The organism is Neobacillus vireti, assembly GCF_001026695.1.
GTDB classification, from domain to species: domain Bacteria; phylum Bacillota; class Bacilli; order Bacillales; family Cytobacillaceae; genus Neobacillus; species Neobacillus vireti.
In genome coordinates, this window is record NZ_LDNB01000010.1 from 1 (window position 1) to 18,094 (window position 18,094).

Consider the following 18,094-nt stretch of genomic DNA (forward strand, 5'->3'; position numbering starts at 1 on the left):
TCACTATATTTTGCCATAAAAATACACCCCAAAGGTTAGAGTTCACTCTAACTTTTGGGGTGCAGTACAAATGGGCAGCCCTTTTTTTAGTTTACATCCACCTTCTCAATATTCCTAATCGAGAAATAAGCAATCAAGCAGCCAATTGCCGCAAGTACAAGCGGTATGGCAATATAGGAGAAGGCAGATACACCATTAGTTGTTGAACCGGTAAGCGATACGAGGATAATCGATGATACGATTGTTGCAGGAACAGACTTTCTCAGCATGCCAAAATATAGTGGAATTAAGGCGATACCAGCTGAAGCAATAGCTCCAAGAAGCATATCAATGATTCCATTCCTTAAAACTTCTGCTGTTAGTGCCTGCGGAACAAAGTGGAAAAAGGAATCAGCTAAATAAAAGAGACTGCCAATCAATAGACTCGATACGCATATTGTTAAAAATGTAAAACACGCCACAATAATTAGCTTAGCAGCCATGATTTGCTTCCGTTTAATCGGATACATAAACATCAGGGAGATGGAGTTATTTTTATACTCGTCAATGATCAGTTTGGCAATAAGTGTCGCAGCAAAAATTGTAAACGTTGCCCTAATAATACTCCCGAAATCAATAAATACTAATTCATAACTTATAGAGGGAATTTCTCCATCACCTTTTCCAGTGAAATAAATCGAACAAAGGAGGGCCATGATGGCAAGATTGGCAATCGCAATTCCTTTCCAATAGCCATACAATTTAAATTTCTTTATTTCAAGACTGATTAATTTACGCACTGATTCCGCCCCCATTAATTAATGTTAAGAAATAATCTTCTAGTGAATGATTCTTTTTATTAATTTCTTCAATCATGACCCCATTTAGAATGAGAGTCTTAGATATTTCTGATTGTGATGCTCCTGTATCATAGATTCTGAACCGAGACCCGTCGACCACTTTAAAATTCGTGAGATGGAGTATTTCATCAAGAACATAAAATGCCTTCTTCACATCGTTAACTGCAAGTTCAATATACTCCCTATTTTGTTCCTGGATTTCATCCATCGAAACCTCTTTAATTAATTTTCCGTCACTGATTACCCCAATCGTATCGGCAATTTGCTCCATTTCACCAAGGATATGGGACGAAATCAGCATGGTTATTCCATATTCACGGCAGAGCATATGGAATAATTCGCGCAGTTCTTTAATCCCTACTGGATCGAGGCCATTAATTGGTTCATCAAGAATTAATAATTCAGGCTTCGTAATGATTGCGCGGGCAATCCCAAGACGCTGTTTCATTCCGAGTGAGAAATCTTTTACTGACTTATCCTCGATATTTTTTAATTTGACTAAATCTAAGGCTGCATTAATCGCCTTTTTGTCGTAATAGCCCATATACTCACAGTGCAGCTCCAGATTTTCACGTGCCGTAAGCCGGTCATAGAAAACAGGATATTCGATGATGCTCCCCATCCGCTTTAACACTTCATAGGAGGTATTCGTCAGTTTTTCACCAAAGATCTCAATTTCACCGCTCGTTGGCTTCACAAGATTTGTCAGCATCTTCATGATTGTTGTTTTACCGGCACCATTTGGCCCAAGAAACCCATAAATTTCTCCCTTTTTGACCTTCATATTGACATTTGAAACCACTTCCTTGCCTTTAAAGGCTTTCGTCAGTTGATTTGTTTTGATAATGTAGCTCATCAATTTTCAGCTCCTCTTCGTCTTTAACTACTTTTTATTTTAGTCAGCAGACTTTTCTTTTTTATTAACCAATTCTTACAAAAATCTTAAGAAAGAAAGGATGTCTCTGAAGCGAGGCACCCTTAGCTGTTTTAATATGTAATTCGCTTTAATTGAACAGTAAAAGTCGTTTTTTCATAGGGCTTGCTGGTTAGAAAAATTTGCCCGTCCATTTTTTCCACAAGCCGTTTGGTAATTGTGAGGCCGAGACCGCTGCCTTGATAGGATTTGTTTCGTGAATCCTCTAATGTGTACATTCGTTCAAACACTAAATCCTTGTGGAGCTCACTGATTCCCTTGCCTTTATCCCACACGTCTATATAAACAAATTGTTCATCACCTTTAAGCGTTAAACCAAGTACTTTCCCATCTCCGCCATATTGAATCGCATTTGAAAGTAAATTATTTAAGACCCTATTAAGTTCTTCCTCATTCCCTAGAGCATAAAGAATGTTTTCCGGCAGCTCAATCGCTACATCAAAGCCCTTTGCGGTTAAAACCTCATAAAAGTTTAATATATTCTTCTGGCATACTTCATTTATGTTCACCCTTGTGAGCGGCAGATTTTTATCCCCCGACTCCAGTTTCGCAAGATCAAAGAACTTGTTAATTAAGTCTAAAACTTCGACCGCTTTTGCGTGAACTTTTTGCAGGAGCTCCTCGGTTTCGTCGTGATTTCTATTCGGGTCATTCAACATAATCTCAATATACCCGAGCACCACCGTCAAAGGCGTTTTTAAATCATGCGAGATATTGGAGAGCATTTTCCGCATCGACATCTCCGTTTTATTGTAGTTGGCTACCATTTTTTGATTATATTCTAAGAGGCGGTTGATTTCGATTAATATTTGTTTTAAATCCTCATTATCTGTATGCAAAAGCAGCTTTTCATCCGTCTTCCTCTCAATAATCTGCTTAAGTTTTTTATGTATATAAGTGAAATTTTCTTTATCATTGTTCCTCGTTTTATATTGGAAAAAATTAAGGAATGCTAAGACAATGATGACGATGGATAAAAAAATAATCATTAGGAAAACTCCCCAAGCTTATAACCGATGCCCCATAATGTTTGGATATACTGTGGTTTAGACGGTTCATCCTCAATTTTCTCCCTCAACCTTCTCATATGAACATTTATCACATTTTCATCACCGTAATATTCGTCTTCCCATACTAAGCTATAAATCTGTGCCTTCGTATAGACACGGCTTGGATGTGAGATAAATAGTTTTAGAATATGAAACTCCTTTGCGGTCAGCTTGATTTCTATGCCGTTTTTTTGTAAGGAGAAATTTTCAAGGTCAAGTTTCAACTCCCCGACCGCCAGCAGCTTTTTTTCTTGCTTTTGTTCTGTACGGGAATAATGAGTTGCCCTTCTGATTGCTGCTTTCACCCTAGCCGTCAGCTCAATCATCGAAAACGGCTTGGCGATATAATCATCCGCTCCGAAACCCAATCCTAAAGCTTTATCTAAGTCCCCGTCTTTAGCCGACATGATCAGTACAGGTATCATGCTCTTCTCACGAATAATTTTCAAAAATTCCATTCCATCAAGCTTCGGCAGCATTAAATCAAGGAGAATCAAATCAAATGAGTCGTTTGCAAACACCTCAAGCGCCTCTTCCCCGTCAAACGCTGGCACTACCTCAAAACCTTCTTTGGTAAATTGCCCCTTAACCATATCGCTAATGGCCGCATCATCTTCTACTAATAAAATTTTATGCTGCATTTAATCCCCCACCCGTTCATTCCTATATAGTTATTTTCCATATTATCTCTGAAAAATCCTTTTTTTGTTGGAAAAAGAGAGACTAAATTTATTAACGGGTTCCGTTTCCTATCGCAAACATTAAAAATGTAGGTTAAAATGAGTGCCAATTTGCTTATGAAATTGACACTCATTTTTTATTGGTGTAAAGCCTTTTTTACGGGAATTACATAAAAATTTGTATAGGAAAATGCACCCCAAATTGTAGGGGTACAATGGCTGTTGTACCCCTACAATTTTACCCACAATTTGATATACAAAATGATTTACAAAAGTGCTTAGAATGGATGTTAAAATTGGATATATATGTTAAGATGAAATAAAGTTTGTGAAAATATGTACTCACGCTAACGGGGCAGGATAATTGAATAAAGAAGATTGAAAGGAAAGTAATTCACAAAAAAAGGGAGGTATAAAAGGTGGACTTATTACTCTGGATAACTATTGGTTTCATAATAATCGGATTTGTTGTTCTCACTTCTATGAAAAAAGGTATGGAAAGTAAGCTCGCTTTTATAACAGCAAATATGGAAAACGGGGAAAGTTCAAAAAAAGCTGAATCCATAATTTGGTGGATAGTGAGTACCACAGCTTGGGGAATAGTGAGTATGATTCTTATTGTTTGGTGGTTTCATAATCACTTTGGATAACTGTTGGTTTCAATTGTACTTAAACAAACGGATGCTTTAGTGGAATAGGAAGTAAAAATAAATACAGAAAATAGCTAAGTTCGTATCATATCAGACTGGGCTATCTTTTTGTTGAAAACAAAACAAAAAACACCGCAGATTGCGGTGTAATTTGATACACATTTTACTTAACATTTTTAGCTGTAAATTAACGTTTTGTGATAGGAAACGGAACCCGTTATAAATTTATAGCCCCCCTTTAGAAATACTATGATTAATCTTTGAAAAATACTATTTACTGATTTAAAACAACCCATCCCAGCCATCCGACTAATATAAAATTAGGAATGACAAACAAAATGGCCAACCAGATCCTTTTCTTTGCTATAAATTTCCCTGCACCAAGATAAAGGACTGGAAATATTAAACCCCAAACTAGAAAAAGTGGTGTAGCCGCTAGGTATAAAGACATTGGTAATATAAGGATTGAGGATATTACAAGGAGTTTAGGTTTCCTTGTGCCTATGGCAATAATGGAGAGAATGAGTGAAGCAATCGTACAAGGCCAAAATAATAACTGCATACGTCACCCCCGGATTCCTTTATTTATTTTAATGCCATACTCTATTAACTTCTACCAGCTTTATTTTATCGAACGTTAATTTATATATATCAGGCATAGCAAGCTCTTGCCAGAAACGAAAACCAAATTGCTTATCAAAATGTTTCATAATTAAAACCATCAAATTTCCATGCGTTCCTATGACAATATTTTCATCTGCATACTTTTCTAAAACATTCATTGTAGCCTTAACTCCCCTTGCTTGGGCAAGAATGTTAGATTCTCCCCCTTCCCATGAATAGCTTTCATCAGCCCATACTTTTGCAATCGCCGAATTGAAGTCCTCAAGAGGTTTATCGGACAAAGTCCTTTCTTTAAAATCATGCACAATCTCAATTTCTTTTCCAAAGAATTCAGCGACACCTTGGACAGTTTGAATAGCTCGTTTGTATGGACTTGAAATGACTCTGTTAATATTTTCATTTATGAGCATTTGCGTAATTATTTCTGCATCAGCCAATCCTAGAGCTGATAAAGGTCTTCCGATTTCATCAGGGGTATATGTAGAATGTGCGTGTCGAACGAAATATAAATTGGTCATCCACTATTGACCTCCTTTTCTTCCAATTACTAATAGACTATTTAAAATTCTATATAAAAAGGATGAAGTTTTTCTGTTAAGCAATACTCAATTCGTTGTCTGAAATTTTTCCAAGTGACCATTTCTAATGCTTCGTTAATTGGAAAGAATCCTACCTCTAGACTTTCCGAGCTTGTTATTGGTTTTCCCCCCACAGGCTTTCCTAAAAATAATGTATTACAAATGCAATCATTTACATTTTGAAACACTCCGCAAAATTTTGTAACTTCAATATCGATACCAGATTCTTCTTTTGTTTCCCTTATGGCTGCATCCTTCAAAGATTCTCCTTCTTCAACCTGTCCCCCGGGCATTTCCCAACCTCTTCGTGGCCCTTTGATTAATAAAATCTCATTCTGGTTGTTCAGCACAATAGCTGCCGCTGAAACAATATGTTTCGGTGTCATCTAACATCCTCTTTTCTACAAGAATTGCATTTCAATATTCAATCCAAAATCCACAAATATTTACACCATTGATTTCTTCAATATTTCCTTTATCGTTAGCAAGTTGAATATACCCCTTTGCATATAACACATACCAATCAAATGTATAACCATTTATTGAAAGAATTTCTGCCTTGGCTCTTAATGAGTCATGTTCACTAATCTCTGAAGATATTTTCACACATTCCCACCTTGTAACACATTGGTACATTTCTTTACTATTAATATATTTTTCAAATGAAGCTGGATGCGTTGGAACTCGGTAAATAGAAAAGAACAAGAAAACAATGAGAAAAATGATTAACTTTTGAGAATACTTCCTTTCACCTTTTTCGGTTTTTTTACAAATTAGTATTCCTATTATTGAATAAAAGGTTATCCATAGCATCCAGTCAATTTCAAAGAAACGATTTGCAAAAAATGAATTTATTGCCCCAAATGACAAATAGTGAGCAATATTTGATATTGAATTGGAATTGAACGTATCCATTATTTCTTTATTGAATCCTTTTATGAAAAATTGATAAAATGAAAAAATAAAAATAAGCACCATAAATACATAGTTCAAAATAAACACTTCCTAATTACCAATTGTCATCCTTATATATTCGGTAATTTTGAGAAAATAACCTTTAATTATTTTATTCGAAAAAAAGCGACCTTCATTATTGATGGCCGCATCTGTTTGTATCTTAGAACTCCGTTTTATATTCAATCTTCTTTGGCTTATACTAATCGATCATTAAAAATTGTAATTGGAAGAACCTTTTGATTTACTATTCTATCTACAATCTGCCAAATAACACGTGGTTCACGAAGTTGATTATTATCAAAATTCATGAGTTCAGATACCTTTATCCACTTGCTATCTATTATTACGTCCTCTTCAATTCTCAATGCTCCGCCAATAACTTCACCGGTAAAATGAAATAATATCACTTGGTCATTTGAACTGCTGATAAAGTTATATACACCAGTTGTGCCAGTAAGTTTCACATCAAATCCTGTTTCTTCTTTTACTTCCCTGCAGGCTGCATCAAGTATGTCTTCTTTATACTCAATATGTCCGGATGGAAAATTCCACTTATTGATTGCAAATGGTTTATTTTCTTTAATAATCAAAACTTCGTCGTCTTTGATTATTGATACACTAGCAACTAAAACGATGCCATTTTGAGTCATTTTCTAATCACCAATTATCTTCCAACTCCGTTTCTGTTCTTACTAACCAGGGATTCCCTATCCCAAATTCAATTACTTCAAAATTAACTCCCTCGACTGAAAAATCCCTTTTTTTTGATATGGTTATTTTCTATGCAGCGCACCCTTTTGTTGAATAATCTCGAAAATAACCATAAATAATAAATAGGAAAATCATATCTCATAGAAAGGGATGTTTCATCATCAGAAAATTAGCATTCGTTTTCTTGGTTATTTCATTGATTCCTCTTACTGGATTTCATAGAGCAAATCAGTTGGTTATTACAAATATAGAAACTACGATCATTAAAGCAGAAGGGATTCTACGTTACGATATAAAAATAAAAAATACCGCTGCCACCCCATTCAAATCTGAATTTGATTATCCTGGCCAACATGATTACGGACTTGAAGTTGTGGTACGACCAAACAAAAAGTTAGCCTCAAAAATGATGTTGGTCGAAGGAAGCAAGTTTATTAAGATGCTTCAAATGGGTGCTGGAAGTAATGGAATCCTCGACTCTGGGACTGAGGAATCATTTCACCTTGAATATAAAATAAAAAATGGCACTGACCTAAAAGGTATTAATAAACTGGCTATTGATTCGACTTTGATAATATTAGACGGTGTAAATATCGTTAAAGAATTTCCATTAGAAAAAGTAAAAGACCTAAATTAAAAAAATAATAAATCGCACTTTTAGCACTTTTTAATTTGATTTTAACTAGGATTGAATGGAATGAATCGCTTGCTCGGATCCAAATCTGCTAATTGTTCTTTCCAATTCCATACCTACTTTCTCTAGAAGCTTACATGAAGACTTATTAGCAGTTTGAGTTTCCGCCACTACTTTAACAAGATTCAATTCATTTAATGCAAAATTGAGTATCACTTGAACTACTTCAGTTGCATAGCCAGATCCCCACCAATCCGGTAAAAATTGATACGAGATTTCGGGGTAAACGCCTTCGTGGTGAGGGTCAAGAGAAACCAAACCAATAAAATCATCTGTGTGTTTTTCCCTTACAACCCAATAAAAAGAGTCGTCACTTGAATGAAGCATTTCATCCATTACTACTCCAATCGAAGCTTCTTGACGTATGCCACCAAGAAATCTTCTTACTTCATGATTTACATATAATTTTTTCACATCAAAATAATCCGATTCTTGAAAGATATTAATAAAACATCTATCTGTTTCAAACAAATAATTCAACTCCCTATCGTTCCAGGAAATCTCTTAAACAAGGATTTTTTCTACTATAATCATTTAAAATATTGAGTGGAAATTTTAGTTGACGCCTAGAACTTAGTTTACAAGAGGAGAGACTAGATCTATAATTCAATCCAATACCTCTTAATAATATTTCCATTTTCCTCAATAAAGTCCGTATCTGGTATGCCGCCATTATTTAATATTGTTTTTTCCGAACCAATATTACTCTTGTCGCAAACAACAAGAACTTTTTGGATTCCTAGTTCTTTCGCTTTTTCTAAAGATAATGATAAAAGTTTAGTAGCATATCCTTTTCGCCGCTCAGAGGGACGAATGCCATAACCAATATGTCCGCCACAGTTAAATAGTTTTTCAGTTAGTCGATGTCGAATATTAACAGCACCGATAACTTTTTTATCATCATTAACTAACCAGAACGTAGAGTCAGGCACCCAATTATCAGGGAGATTTATTCCTTTCTCGGAATCAAGTAAAAATTGAATCATGTCTTGGAAATTTGAGGGATCCTTACCAATGACCCACGGGATCATGTCCTCTCCGCTTTCCTTCCATTCCTGGTAAAAGGACAGGTATTCTGTTTCTAATTCCATTGTTGGTCGAGCTAAATATACATCTGACTTCATAGAATTCACCTTCAAACATTATTTTTTCTAGTTACTATTCGATTAAAAATCCTAAATCCCTCTGATTATTTGAGCTATCACACTGAAAACATTATTAAGCTCCAGAACCTTATGTTAAACTAATAAACTCTTCAGCATCTTTAATGGATAATTGCATTCCTTTTTCCCAAAAAGTTTGTGAAGTAATGTCTTCTCCTAAATGCTTCATTACCAAATCTTCTATGGTCATCCTGCCTGAATCACGTAGCAGTTCTAAATAACTTTTTTCAAATTCTTTTCCTATTTCCTTTGCCCGTGCATAAAGGTTAAGCGAAAATATGTAACCGAAAGTATAAGGAAAATTATAAAATGGAGTATTAGTGATATAAAAATGTGGTGTCCAAACCCACGAATGAATAGAAGCACCATCAAGTGAGCCTTGATACGCTTCTTCCATTGCCGTTTGCATTAATTCATTTATCCGTGATGAAGAAACGATTCCATGTTTTCGTTCCTCGTAAAATCTCGTCTCAAACAAGAACCTAGAAGGAATATTCATGAAGTTCATCACACCGCGTTTTAATTTTTCATCCAGTAAAAATAATCGCTCGTTAGTGCTGTCCGCTTTTTCCATAGCTGCATCTAAAATGATCATCTCAGAAAATGTTGAGGCTGTTTCAGCCAAAATCATTGGATATTTTTTATTCATACCTTTGACGGGAATCATTGCTTGGTTATGAAAGGCATGCCCTAATTCATGTGCTAGAGTTAAGACATTTGTGATTCTCCCGTCATATGTCATAAAAACTCTGGATTCTCCTGAAAGTGGAAACCCTGCACAAAACGCAACAGCCGATTTATTCGGACGATTTTCTGCTTCAATCCAGCCCTTATCAAAGGCATTGCGCGAAAAACGTTCTAATTCAGGTCCAAACTGACTAAAATGCTCTATTATAAAATCGACTGCTTCTTCATATTTAATTTTTTGTTTACTTAGTGTAATAGGGGCCCAAAAATTATACGCGTGCATCTTTTCATCACCAAACGTTTTTGCTTTCTGGTTTAGGTAATTCGCAAACGGTTGTTTATATTTATTAACTGCTGACCAAATGGCGTTAAGTGTTTCCTCTTTAATGCGGTTGTCCTTAAGAGGTTTTTCTAGAACATTTTTTAAACCTCGCTGTTTGTACACTTGTAATCGAAAGCCTGCAATATGATTGAGAATCTTTGCAAACAGGTCTTCTTTCTCAGTCCATATTTCTTCTAAAGCCTTATGGGATTCCATTCGAACTAATTCATCAGGATGGGAACGCAAATTAATCGTTTGGCCAACTGATAATTCGTTATTTTCTCCGTTGATTGAAATATTAACTTTAATACTACTAATAAGAGAAATATAAAACTGTCCCCAAGCATGATAGCCATCAACCATTAGATTGGACACTAAACTTTCTTCTGTTTCGGTTAGTTGATTTTCCGTATTCTCTCGCCATTCGTTCAGAATAAATTTATAGTCATTTAACCGATCAGTATCAAGTAGGTTTTTCCACAAATGTTCGTTTGTGTTTACAAGGACGTTTTTTATTTTTTGAAATGCAGACTCAAAGCGGGCACTAATAGAAGATGTCCTTCCTCGGAGTCTGGCAGCCTTCTGATCCTTGGAGTTCTGCGCTAGAAGACAAGTTATAAAAGAATTGGCTTGGGACAGGTTCAGCTGAATACCAATTATTTGCTCAATAATATCGGCTACTTTTAACGAATCATTTATTTCAAGTGGTATATGAAAAAATTCTAATCTTTCCTCCAATTCATCAACTTTTGTCTCTATCTGTTCGATATGTTTACAAATTTGAATTGATTGGCTTCCCCCAGGAAATAATTTTTCTAAGTCCCAAACTTCTCTATACCTAGTTTGAGTCATTCATTTTCCCCCTAAATAGGATATTGAAATAATTGGTTCTTCTTAATAGGTTCTATTTACTTGAATATTCCGGAAATAAAAATTGTGGCTTTTCCACTAAAACAGCTTGGTAGTTCAACATTAAATATTAAAAAAAATAAGGGAATTGTATACTTCCCCGATAATACTCTTCAATTGATGAACTCCTAGATCGGTATTTGTCATTATCACTGCTCCAGTTTCTAAATAAGGATACGCCACCATCATACATTGAAAGCCTACACCCCATCCGAGTGATGAAATTTCAATTTCGTGCTTGGATCCATCTAGAAAAACACCTAGACCAGTCCACGCCTTACACCCCTGTGGGTTAATCATTTCTTTTGCCATACTTGCAGATAGACCAATCTCACTTTCACCTCTAAGTGACCTCATAAATTCAATTACCAAAATAGCTAAATCAGATGGTGTTGTCCATAGTCCAGAAGCTGCCGGATAGGGATAAATCGGATATTTAACATTGACAATCTTTCCATTTTTATGACCACAAGAAAAATCTTCTCTTCTTGCTTTTGATATTGTCTGTGGAAAGGAACTATTTTTCAGATTTAATGGTTCAAATATATGTTCATTCATTACCTCGTAAAATGGTTTTCCGAAGCTATCTTCAATTAGAAGTTGTATGATACAAAAACCTGCATCTGAATATTGAAAGTCACTCCCTGGTTCATACATCACATTAATAGGCACATTGCAATAAGGCGTTCTTCCTTCCAATAAATCGACCATTACTGGAAATCCTTGTGTGAAATTAAGTTCAGCAAAACTACCATCCGGATCTGTAACCCCTGATTGATGAGAAAGCAGCCGCCGTAATGTTACTTTATTTTTTTGCGTGAATTCGTTTTCAGGAACCTTCCACGATGAAAGTCTATTATTTACGTCTTCATCCAAATCGAAGACACCTTGTTCCGTTAATTTCATAACTAGCATTGACGTTACAAATTTACTAATTGAACAAGCATTAAATATAGAATTACTGTTTACAATATTTGTGGTTCCTGCTTCAAGGACACCAAAGCCTGCTGTCATATTGATTTGACCTTTATCAATTAATGCAATACTTAGACCAGCAACAATATAATGTTCCATACGCTCGCAAATGTTTATATTTTTTAGCTTCATAAAAGCCCTCCAATTTTTGCAACATTAGAATAATTATAACACGAATATATGTTCTGATGTAAATTTTTGGACTGCTCATTTTTATTTTATTTTTTCTTATTTCATAAATAGAATGTCTCTGCATAATTACATAAATATTAATTTGCAACAAAAAAGAGCCATTTGGCTCTTTATACAGGTCAATCCTTCACTAATCCGCCTCTTAATTGGTTGGCACCAAATTCTAAATAACCCTTTAAACAGGTCAGCATGAAAACCCAGCCTTCTTTATTATCTAGCAATTGACTAATTAGCGCTTCATCATTTTCATCAAATCCAGCTTCATTTACTTCAATAATTGTAGTTGAATGATCTAACTCATTCAGCGTAATCGTAACAATATGCCCTTCGCCATTTGCTCCCCACTGGAATACGATTTTCTTATTTCCCTCGATTTCCTTTATTTCTATATCTAGTTGCGCATTGTATTCAACATATCGCAATGTAATCATCTTACCTTGTTCCCATCTTTCCGAACTCGACGTGAACCAGAAATTCCCGATTTTCGTAGGATCGACGAAGGCTTCAAATACTTCGTTTGCTGGTTTGAATATTTTCATTTTTGTTACGTTGTTCATACACTAAATCATCCCTTTATGTATTTTTTAAAATGCGTATTATTTCTGAAAGTTGAGCAGCCAGCCAATGCCAAACTTATCAACTAAGTTTGCATGAATCGCTCCCCAGAATGTATCCTGCAGCTGAGCAGTTATCTTTCCGTCTTTGCTAAGAGCGTCATACACTCTTCTAATTTCTTCTTCGCTTTCACATTCCAAGCTAATTCGGACGTTATCACCTTCATGGGTCTTGCTGAAGGTATCTGAAAAATGAATGATGCTGTTACCAAGGTGTAGTTCGGCATGCAAACACTTGCCATCATTGCTTTTTTGAAAATTAGTTATTTCCCCGCCAAAAAGGCTTTGGTAATACTCCATGACATCACGGCAGTTATCTATGAATACATATGGACTAGCACTTTTCAAAAAAATACCTCCCGATTTTTGATAAATTCATTTTATCATTAATGCTTCTTAAACTTAAATGAGTCGATTATTGATAAAAGGCATTTACCGTCTTTTGCTTTGTAAAACCATCGTTATTGATCAGAGAATTTTTTAAAAAAGCAGTTTAATTAACCACTGCACAAACAGAACTAAAATAGCCGTAATACCAACTTCCATTAATAGTCTTTTTATTCCCCCGTATTTATACTTTGAATCAAAAAGGATCCTACAGCCGTAGAATACTAAAATGACAAGAAACAAATTAATATAGGCTCCTAACGCCACTAGCCTCACTACCTTAATTTTTTAAAAATTAGTATTCTATAACTTGTTGGGGAAATCCTTTTTTACCGTAAAAATGATGCTGTGGCGATTAATTCTCGAATATTTCCATACATTATTTTGCCATAATTCCATGCTTGTCCCTTACGACATAAATCGTATCTGCATAAAATGTACTACCTCATAAAAAAAGGAGGTGTTACTTATGTATGGATATGGCGGCGGATACGGAGGCGGATCCAGTTTTGTGTTAATTGTTGTTCTCTTCATCCTTTTGATTATCGTTGGTGCTTCTTTCATGGGAGCATACTAACTTTTTAAGGTAGAAAAATCAAAAGAATAACCTTTTTTGAAGCGTGGATACCACGCTTCTTTTTTGTGATTTCTTTAATTTAGACTATTGGTGACCGCTATACTCTTAAAATCCGAAAAACGGTCACCAATAAGACCTATTGGTGACCGCAGTGATCTTCAAAACTATTAATAAATCGTTTGCATGCCTTTTCCAGCGACTGTCATCCATTCAAATTGACGCAGGCGCACCTCAAATAGTGTTAGAGGATCGCGGAACATTTCTGGATTAGCATTCATGTTATTTAGCATTTCCTGGTTCGTCTGAATCCCGGCACTTGCTTCTTCAACAGAACGATTCAACATCGTTAGCGGGCTCTTGAAAAACATCGTGACATCCCGCTCCAATGATTTTTCAAACAATTCAAACGGGCGGAAAAACTGATCGCAGACCAACTTAGCCGCTTCGGCATAATCCTCATTTTCGACAAATGATTTGTATTTGTTATAAAGCATTGCTTTGTTTTGCGATATGGCGCCAAACAGTTTTCCAGCGCTTTTTAATAAAAATTGCGACGGTGTCCGACGGAGCAGAATATTGATTGAATCCAGCTGAAAACGGCTTGTCATCCGGTCCATATCGCGGCGCCAATCATCAAGCACTTTGAAGTCACACTCTAGCTTGAGGCGCTCGTCCCCGTACATCTGATTAAAACTCTCTGCCATTTCATTCAAAAATTCCTGACCTTCCTCAAACTCCTCTTTGCAGCGCACAATCCAATCCTGAAGCAAGCGGTAATATTTCGGCATCACCTGCTCCTCCAAGTAAGCTTGAAGTCTTCTGTTCATCTCGTCATTTAGTTCCAAGTGGATTTTGCTAAAATTGCTATCTTCCTTGATTAGGACCGAACATTCCTTTAGCAAACTCGGGACGGTCTCTGCAATATCGATTTCAATCGCATCTTTAAATGCGCGATATGACTTCGTGAACGCTTTTGCTTTTTGTGCCTCCGTATCCTTCAATTGATTGACGGCTCCGGTTAACTTCATCAACATTTCTTCATTCCAGCGCACCGATTCTAGCAATTGATTCTCCACATCAATCCGCTTTTGCAGCAGGCTGGCAATCGTCGTTCTAATATAGAACAATAGCTTTGCCAGACGCTTATCTTCTATGTTTATCGAATTGTTAATTGATTGAATAAACTCTTTTAAATCCTTCAACTGTGAACCGCCCTCATATTGCGAAGAAAACGCAAAAACTTGGGATTCCGGCAGATAAGTTTGAATGGTGGACCTAGTTTCCTCAAAAATCCTGATTACTTCCTGCTCACCGGTAATTGTATCCATTTTACTTATGATAAAATGAATCGGAATATCAGGTGCTACTTCCTGAATTTGTGTTAGAACACTACGCTCCTTTTCCGTAAACGGGACATTAGCATCAACCACAAATAGGACATTGTCAGCAACATGGAGACTCTTCAGAATTTCATTTCGCTCGTGAAGGCTGCCCTTCAGTCCTGGTGTATCAATGAAAGCAACCCTATTTCCTTGTAAAAATGCGTTCGGCAGCTTAAATTCAATAATCGATTCGAGCGCATTGCGGCGGCGATCCATTCGTTCTTGGAAATCAGAAAATCCAGCTAGATTGGTAATCTCCCAGTCGGTAATTTCAGTGATGGCTAATTCTTCATCGTTTTTAAACATGACGACAGAAGAGGTTGGGCTATCCTGCAAATCTTCCCCTAAAATTGTATTAACAAACGAAGATTTCCCGCTGCCACTTAACCCGGTAATGAAAATATGTTGGGTGTCAAAGTCAATTAATTGATCGACAAGCCATTTTAAACGGTGATTCTTACCCATCTCATGGTCCTCTGCCCAATTCATAATGGAATCAAATAGTGTCAGGCACTCATCCAGTTCATCCATGTCTGTTTCTGTCATACTGATTAGGTTTTCTGCTTCACTCACAATTGTCGTACTGATACTTGCTGGAAAAAGCTCATTCCAAGAGAGCACGGCTGCTGATGCTAGGACCACATTAGCTTGGTCAGCCAACCGCAGCCAGTTCGTTAACAGGTCAGGGATAAATTCCTGAATTTTTTTAATAAAATATCTGCCGTCAATAAAGCTAAAATAAGTTTCCTTATGAAGCATGGAAAGCCCTGGCCAGTTTTCATTTCGATCCAAGTCAAGATTTAATAAAAGGTGGTTGATTTCGCTTAACCACGATAAGTAAGTTTCCTCATTCTTATAGCTGTTCCAAAGCGCGGAAACGAGCTGCTCAAATTTCTCCTTGTCTAGTCCAAACAGTAAGATTAAGGCTTGGGAAAAATAACTAGGTGCTAGGCTTTTCGTTACACCCTTTTCTACATACGTAATAACCATATCAAACCAAACAGGCGATTCTGTCCGTTTGGCTTCATTTACAGCTAGTTCAATCGCATTATTCCAATCCTGTTGTTCCTCGAAAAAAGTACGGGCGATTTCGGTAACATTTGGGTAATCAGGATTGGCATTAATCGTTTTTTTCATCACCGAAACTGCTGCATCTAGCTTGTCGCGATCGATATAGAGTGAAAATAACTGTAACGCTACTTCTGTATTTAAGGTTGGATTATCTGTGACAATCGCTGTGTAAATATCCTCAGCCGTCGATAGCATCCCTAACTCATAGTAAGCATCGGCGGTATTTTTCTTCGCCCATGGCTCAAGATCATTGCTAATGTTTTCCCATTTGAAAATCGCCGCTTCAAAATCTTTATAATGAAAATAAACTTCACCCTGGGCAAAGCGAATTTGGGATAAATCAGGCAAATCCTTTTCTGCTTCCTCCTGAAACGCTTCGCCAAGAACACGAATCGGATGACTATTTTCATGCTCATTGATGAACATTTCATGATATGTTTTCTGTTTTAATTGCTTCTCTATTGACATTTCATTCCCTCCAATTGCAACACTCTATGTCATTCATATGGAAAAGAGGCGTAATTATTCCTCATACTATTCGACGGATATGTAAAATATAAGTCTCAATTAGTTCGATTCTACCAAAGGAGTTTTTTAAAAGGATGTCAGTAGTATTTCATTTTGGAGACAAATTAAAACTTTCGGGCTAGTATCGTAAGAGAGTTCTACGGGTTATAATTAAAACAAAGACCTAAAGGAGAAATTAACCTTGGAACAGGAACAAGCACTTTTTTTAGCCAATTGCATCGAAAAATCAACTCCCGCCGCCTATGAGATAAAGAAATTAGATATGGTTGGCGGAACTCTTCCAAAGTTTCACCAATGGACAAATGGGAAGAAAACGTTAGCAGCCTATGAGGTGACCCGGCCTGCAACGGAAACCGGCTATTACTTTGTATTTATTGATTGGCACCGCAATGGCATTTATTATTTGGTGATTTACGCCCATGATAAAAAGACGACGGTTGCAGAGCTCCGGCAAATTCAGGAAATTGACGATGTCTCGCAAATCGTCTGGTCATACAAACCGTTTAAACGTGATGGAAAAAACGATCAGCGGAAAGCTTATTTTACGCAAATGTTTGGCTCAAGAACGGTGCACATCGAGCTTCCGACAGCCGCAGAGAAAGTGGAGGCATTTTTTGAACAAGTATTTAAGCTATGCCAAAACCGGATAAAAGCAGATCGAATTGTCGATGTTTTTGATTTTGAAAATTGATTGGAGTGTGGAAAATGGCAGTCTATAAGAATTGTCAAAGCTGTGGAATGCCTTTAGCAAAGGACGAGCATGGAGGCGGAACCGAAAAGGACGGGTCAAAAAGCACCAAGTATTGCAGCCACTGTTATTTGAACGGAGAATTCACTCTTCCCAATATAACAATGGACGAAATGAAGGAAAGAGTGAAACAGAAGGTTGTTGAATTCGGTATGCCAAAGTTTATGGCTGGTTTGTTTACTAGAAATATTCCTAAACTGGAAAGATGGAAGAGATGACGTAGTGTCGTCTTTTTTTATTGGCGCCGTTATCCCGACAGTTGGCCACCCCTATCCGACAGTGAGTGACGCTTTCCCGACAGTTGGCTCCGCTTTTCATTCGAATGACTTCGGTTGACTCATTGTTCCACTTTCCAATAAGTCCGTGTTCCGTTAATTCTTATAACTCCCTCTTTCGGAACTTGCACGAGTACAAGCATAAATCCAAGTATATCAACACATGCCCCCATTGAATTAAGGATAATGAAAAACATTAAGGAGCCTGTTAACTGTCCGAAAATGCCTAGAATTAGTGGCAATAAAATCGATAAAATCACAAAAGGGGCAATTGATATCAGCAAGAATCTTGCCTTAGTTAATGATTGTTCCGTGTGCACATATCCGCCGAAAAAGGTCAGCCCCATATAAGTGTCCTTTGATTTGATGAAATTGGGTATGAAAAATAAATGAATAAACTCATGAATGATGAGCATCAAAAATATCCCAATAATAAGCCTTAAATCAATCGTAAACATGATTGCATCCCCTGTAAAAAAAGGATTAATAAGGTAAATATGTAAATAAATAGATAATACCAACCGAAATAAGCACATTGATGACCATGA

Annotated in this window: 21 protein-coding genes; 5 read left to right on the plus strand and 16 right to left on the minus strand. The window is 36.5% G+C overall.

Annotated elements, in window-relative coordinates:
• Nucleotides 1-86: 86 nt before the first annotated feature.
• From AA980_RS10595 to AA980_RS10610, 4 genes are all read right to left on the minus strand, one after another.
• The gene (locus AA980_RS10595) at nt 87-779 is read right to left on the minus strand and encodes an ABC transporter permease (protein ID WP_024026398.1); all 693 of its coding nucleotides are present in this window, start codon (nt 777-779) and stop codon (nt 87-89) included.
• Nucleotides 772-1,695 (minus strand): ABC transporter ATP-binding protein, encoded by a 924-nt coding sequence (locus AA980_RS10600; RefSeq protein ID WP_024026397.1) that lies wholly within the window; start codon nt 1,693-1,695, stop codon nt 772-774. Before AA980_RS10600 ends, AA980_RS10595 begins: the two co-directional genes overlap by 8 nt.
• Nucleotides 1,696-1,826: 131 nt before the next feature.
• Nucleotides 1,827-2,762 carry a sensor histidine kinase gene (locus tag AA980_RS10605; RefSeq protein WP_024026396.1) on the minus strand — a complete coding sequence of 312 codons (936 nt, stop codon included), beginning with the start codon at nt 2,760-2,762 and terminating at the stop codon, nt 1,827-1,829.
• Nucleotides 2,762-3,463: a response regulator transcription factor gene (locus AA980_RS10610; protein ID WP_024026395.1), complete on the minus strand. Its 702-nt coding sequence runs from the start codon at nt 3,461-3,463 to the stop codon at nt 2,762-2,764. Before AA980_RS10610 ends, AA980_RS10605 begins: the two co-directional genes overlap by 1 nt.
• Before the next feature lie 458 nt (nt 3,464-3,921).
• Here AA980_RS10610 and AA980_RS10615 point away from each other — a divergent pair, with 458 nt between their 5' ends.
• Entirely contained in the window at nt 3,922-4,152 is a 231-nt protein-coding gene (locus AA980_RS10615) for a hypothetical protein (RefSeq protein WP_024026394.1), read from the plus strand.
• A gap of 590 nt (nt 4,153-4,742) precedes the next feature.
• Here the strand turns inward: AA980_RS10615 and AA980_RS10625 are convergent.
• From AA980_RS10625 to AA980_RS10640, 4 genes are all read right to left on the minus strand, one after another.
• Nucleotides 4,743-5,294: a histidine phosphatase family protein gene (locus tag AA980_RS10625; protein ID WP_024026392.1), complete on the minus strand. Its 552-nt coding sequence runs from the start codon at nt 5,292-5,294 to the stop codon at nt 4,743-4,745.
• Nucleotides 5,295-5,335: 41 nt separating this feature from the next.
• Nucleotides 5,336-5,740, minus strand: coding sequence for an NUDIX hydrolase (locus tag AA980_RS10630; RefSeq protein WP_024026391.1), 405 nt, complete (start codon nt 5,738-5,740; stop codon nt 5,336-5,338).
• A gap of 31 nt (nt 5,741-5,771) precedes the next feature.
• Nucleotides 5,772-6,347: a hypothetical protein gene (locus AA980_RS10635; RefSeq protein WP_024026390.1), complete on the minus strand. Its 576-nt coding sequence runs from the start codon at nt 6,345-6,347 to the stop codon at nt 5,772-5,774.
• Nucleotides 6,348-6,505: 158 nt separating this feature from the next.
• Complete coding sequence (locus AA980_RS10640; protein ID WP_024026389.1) at nt 6,506-6,961, minus strand: NUDIX domain-containing protein; 456 nt, start codon at nt 6,959-6,961, stop codon at nt 6,506-6,508.
• A 245-nt stretch (nt 6,962-7,206) separates the two neighbouring features.
• Between AA980_RS10640 and AA980_RS10645 the strand changes: the two genes are divergently transcribed.
• On the plus strand, nt 7,207-7,659 hold the full coding sequence (locus AA980_RS10645) for a hypothetical protein (RefSeq protein WP_152681130.1): 453 nt from the start codon (nt 7,207-7,209) through the stop codon (nt 7,657-7,659).
• Between the two features lie 45 nt (nt 7,660-7,704).
• Here the strand turns inward: AA980_RS10645 and AA980_RS10650 are convergent, their stop codons facing one another.
• The 6 genes from AA980_RS10650 to AA980_RS10675 all read right to left on the minus strand — a co-directional run bounded on the left by AA980_RS10650 (nt 7,705) and on the right by AA980_RS10675 (nt 12,926).
• Nucleotides 7,705-8,187: a GNAT family N-acetyltransferase gene (locus tag AA980_RS10650; protein WP_024026387.1), complete on the minus strand. Its 483-nt coding sequence runs from the start codon at nt 8,185-8,187 to the stop codon at nt 7,705-7,707.
• 128 nt (nt 8,188-8,315) lie between these two features.
• Nucleotides 8,316-8,840, minus strand: a complete 525-nt coding sequence (locus AA980_RS10655) for a GNAT family N-acetyltransferase (protein ID WP_024026386.1) — start codon at nt 8,838-8,840, stop codon at nt 8,316-8,318.
• A gap of 109 nt (nt 8,841-8,949) precedes the next feature.
• Entirely contained in the window at nt 8,950-10,740 is a 1,791-nt protein-coding gene (locus AA980_RS10660; protein ID WP_024026385.1) for a M3 family oligoendopeptidase, read from the minus strand.
• A 120-nt stretch (nt 10,741-10,860) separates the two neighbouring features.
• Nucleotides 10,861-11,904 carry a serine hydrolase domain-containing protein gene (locus AA980_RS10665; protein ID WP_024026384.1) on the minus strand — a complete coding sequence of 348 codons (1,044 nt, stop codon included), beginning with the start codon at nt 11,902-11,904 and terminating at the stop codon, nt 10,861-10,863.
• Nucleotides 11,905-12,083: 179 nt separating this feature from the next.
• A complete protein-coding gene (locus tag AA980_RS10670) occupies nt 12,084-12,521 on the minus strand; it encodes an SRPBCC family protein (RefSeq protein ID WP_024026383.1) in 438 nt (145 codons plus the stop codon).
• 39 nt (nt 12,522-12,560) lie between these two features.
• Nucleotides 12,561-12,926 (minus strand): VOC family protein, encoded by a 366-nt coding sequence (locus AA980_RS10675; RefSeq protein ID WP_024026382.1) that lies wholly within the window; start codon nt 12,924-12,926, stop codon nt 12,561-12,563.
• Nucleotides 12,927-13,434: 508 nt separating this feature from the next.
• Between AA980_RS10675 and AA980_RS26290 the strand changes: the two genes are divergently transcribed.
• Nucleotides 13,435-13,542, plus strand: a complete 108-nt coding sequence (locus AA980_RS26290; RefSeq protein ID WP_034723022.1) for a YjcZ family sporulation protein — start codon at nt 13,435-13,437, stop codon at nt 13,540-13,542.
• Nucleotides 13,543-13,709: 167 nt separating this feature from the next.
• Here AA980_RS26290 and AA980_RS10685 read toward each other — a convergent pair whose 3' ends face one another.
• The gene (locus AA980_RS10685) at nt 13,710-16,463 is read right to left on the minus strand and encodes a dynamin family protein (protein ID WP_024026381.1); all 2,754 of its coding nucleotides are present in this window, start codon (nt 16,461-16,463) and stop codon (nt 13,710-13,712) included.
• 241 nt (nt 16,464-16,704) lie between these two features.
• On the opposite strand from AA980_RS10685, the gene AA980_RS10690 reads away from it, so the two are divergent.
• Together AA980_RS10690 and AA980_RS10695 are read left to right on the plus strand one after the other, a co-directional pair.
• On the plus strand, nt 16,705-17,214 hold the full coding sequence (locus AA980_RS10690; RefSeq protein ID WP_024026380.1) for a hypothetical protein: 510 nt from the start codon (nt 16,705-16,707) through the stop codon (nt 17,212-17,214).
• A 14-nt stretch (nt 17,215-17,228) separates the two neighbouring features.
• Nucleotides 17,229-17,489 (plus strand): zinc ribbon domain-containing protein, encoded by a 261-nt coding sequence (locus tag AA980_RS10695; RefSeq protein ID WP_024026379.1) that lies wholly within the window; start codon nt 17,229-17,231, stop codon nt 17,487-17,489.
• Between the two features lie 119 nt (nt 17,490-17,608).
• On the opposite strand, the gene AA980_RS10700 is transcribed toward AA980_RS10695, so the two are convergent.
• On the minus strand, nt 17,609-18,004 hold the full coding sequence (locus tag AA980_RS10700; protein ID WP_024026378.1) for a DUF3267 domain-containing protein: 396 nt from the start codon (nt 18,002-18,004) through the stop codon (nt 17,609-17,611).
• Nucleotides 18,005-18,094: the final 90 nt, after the last annotated feature.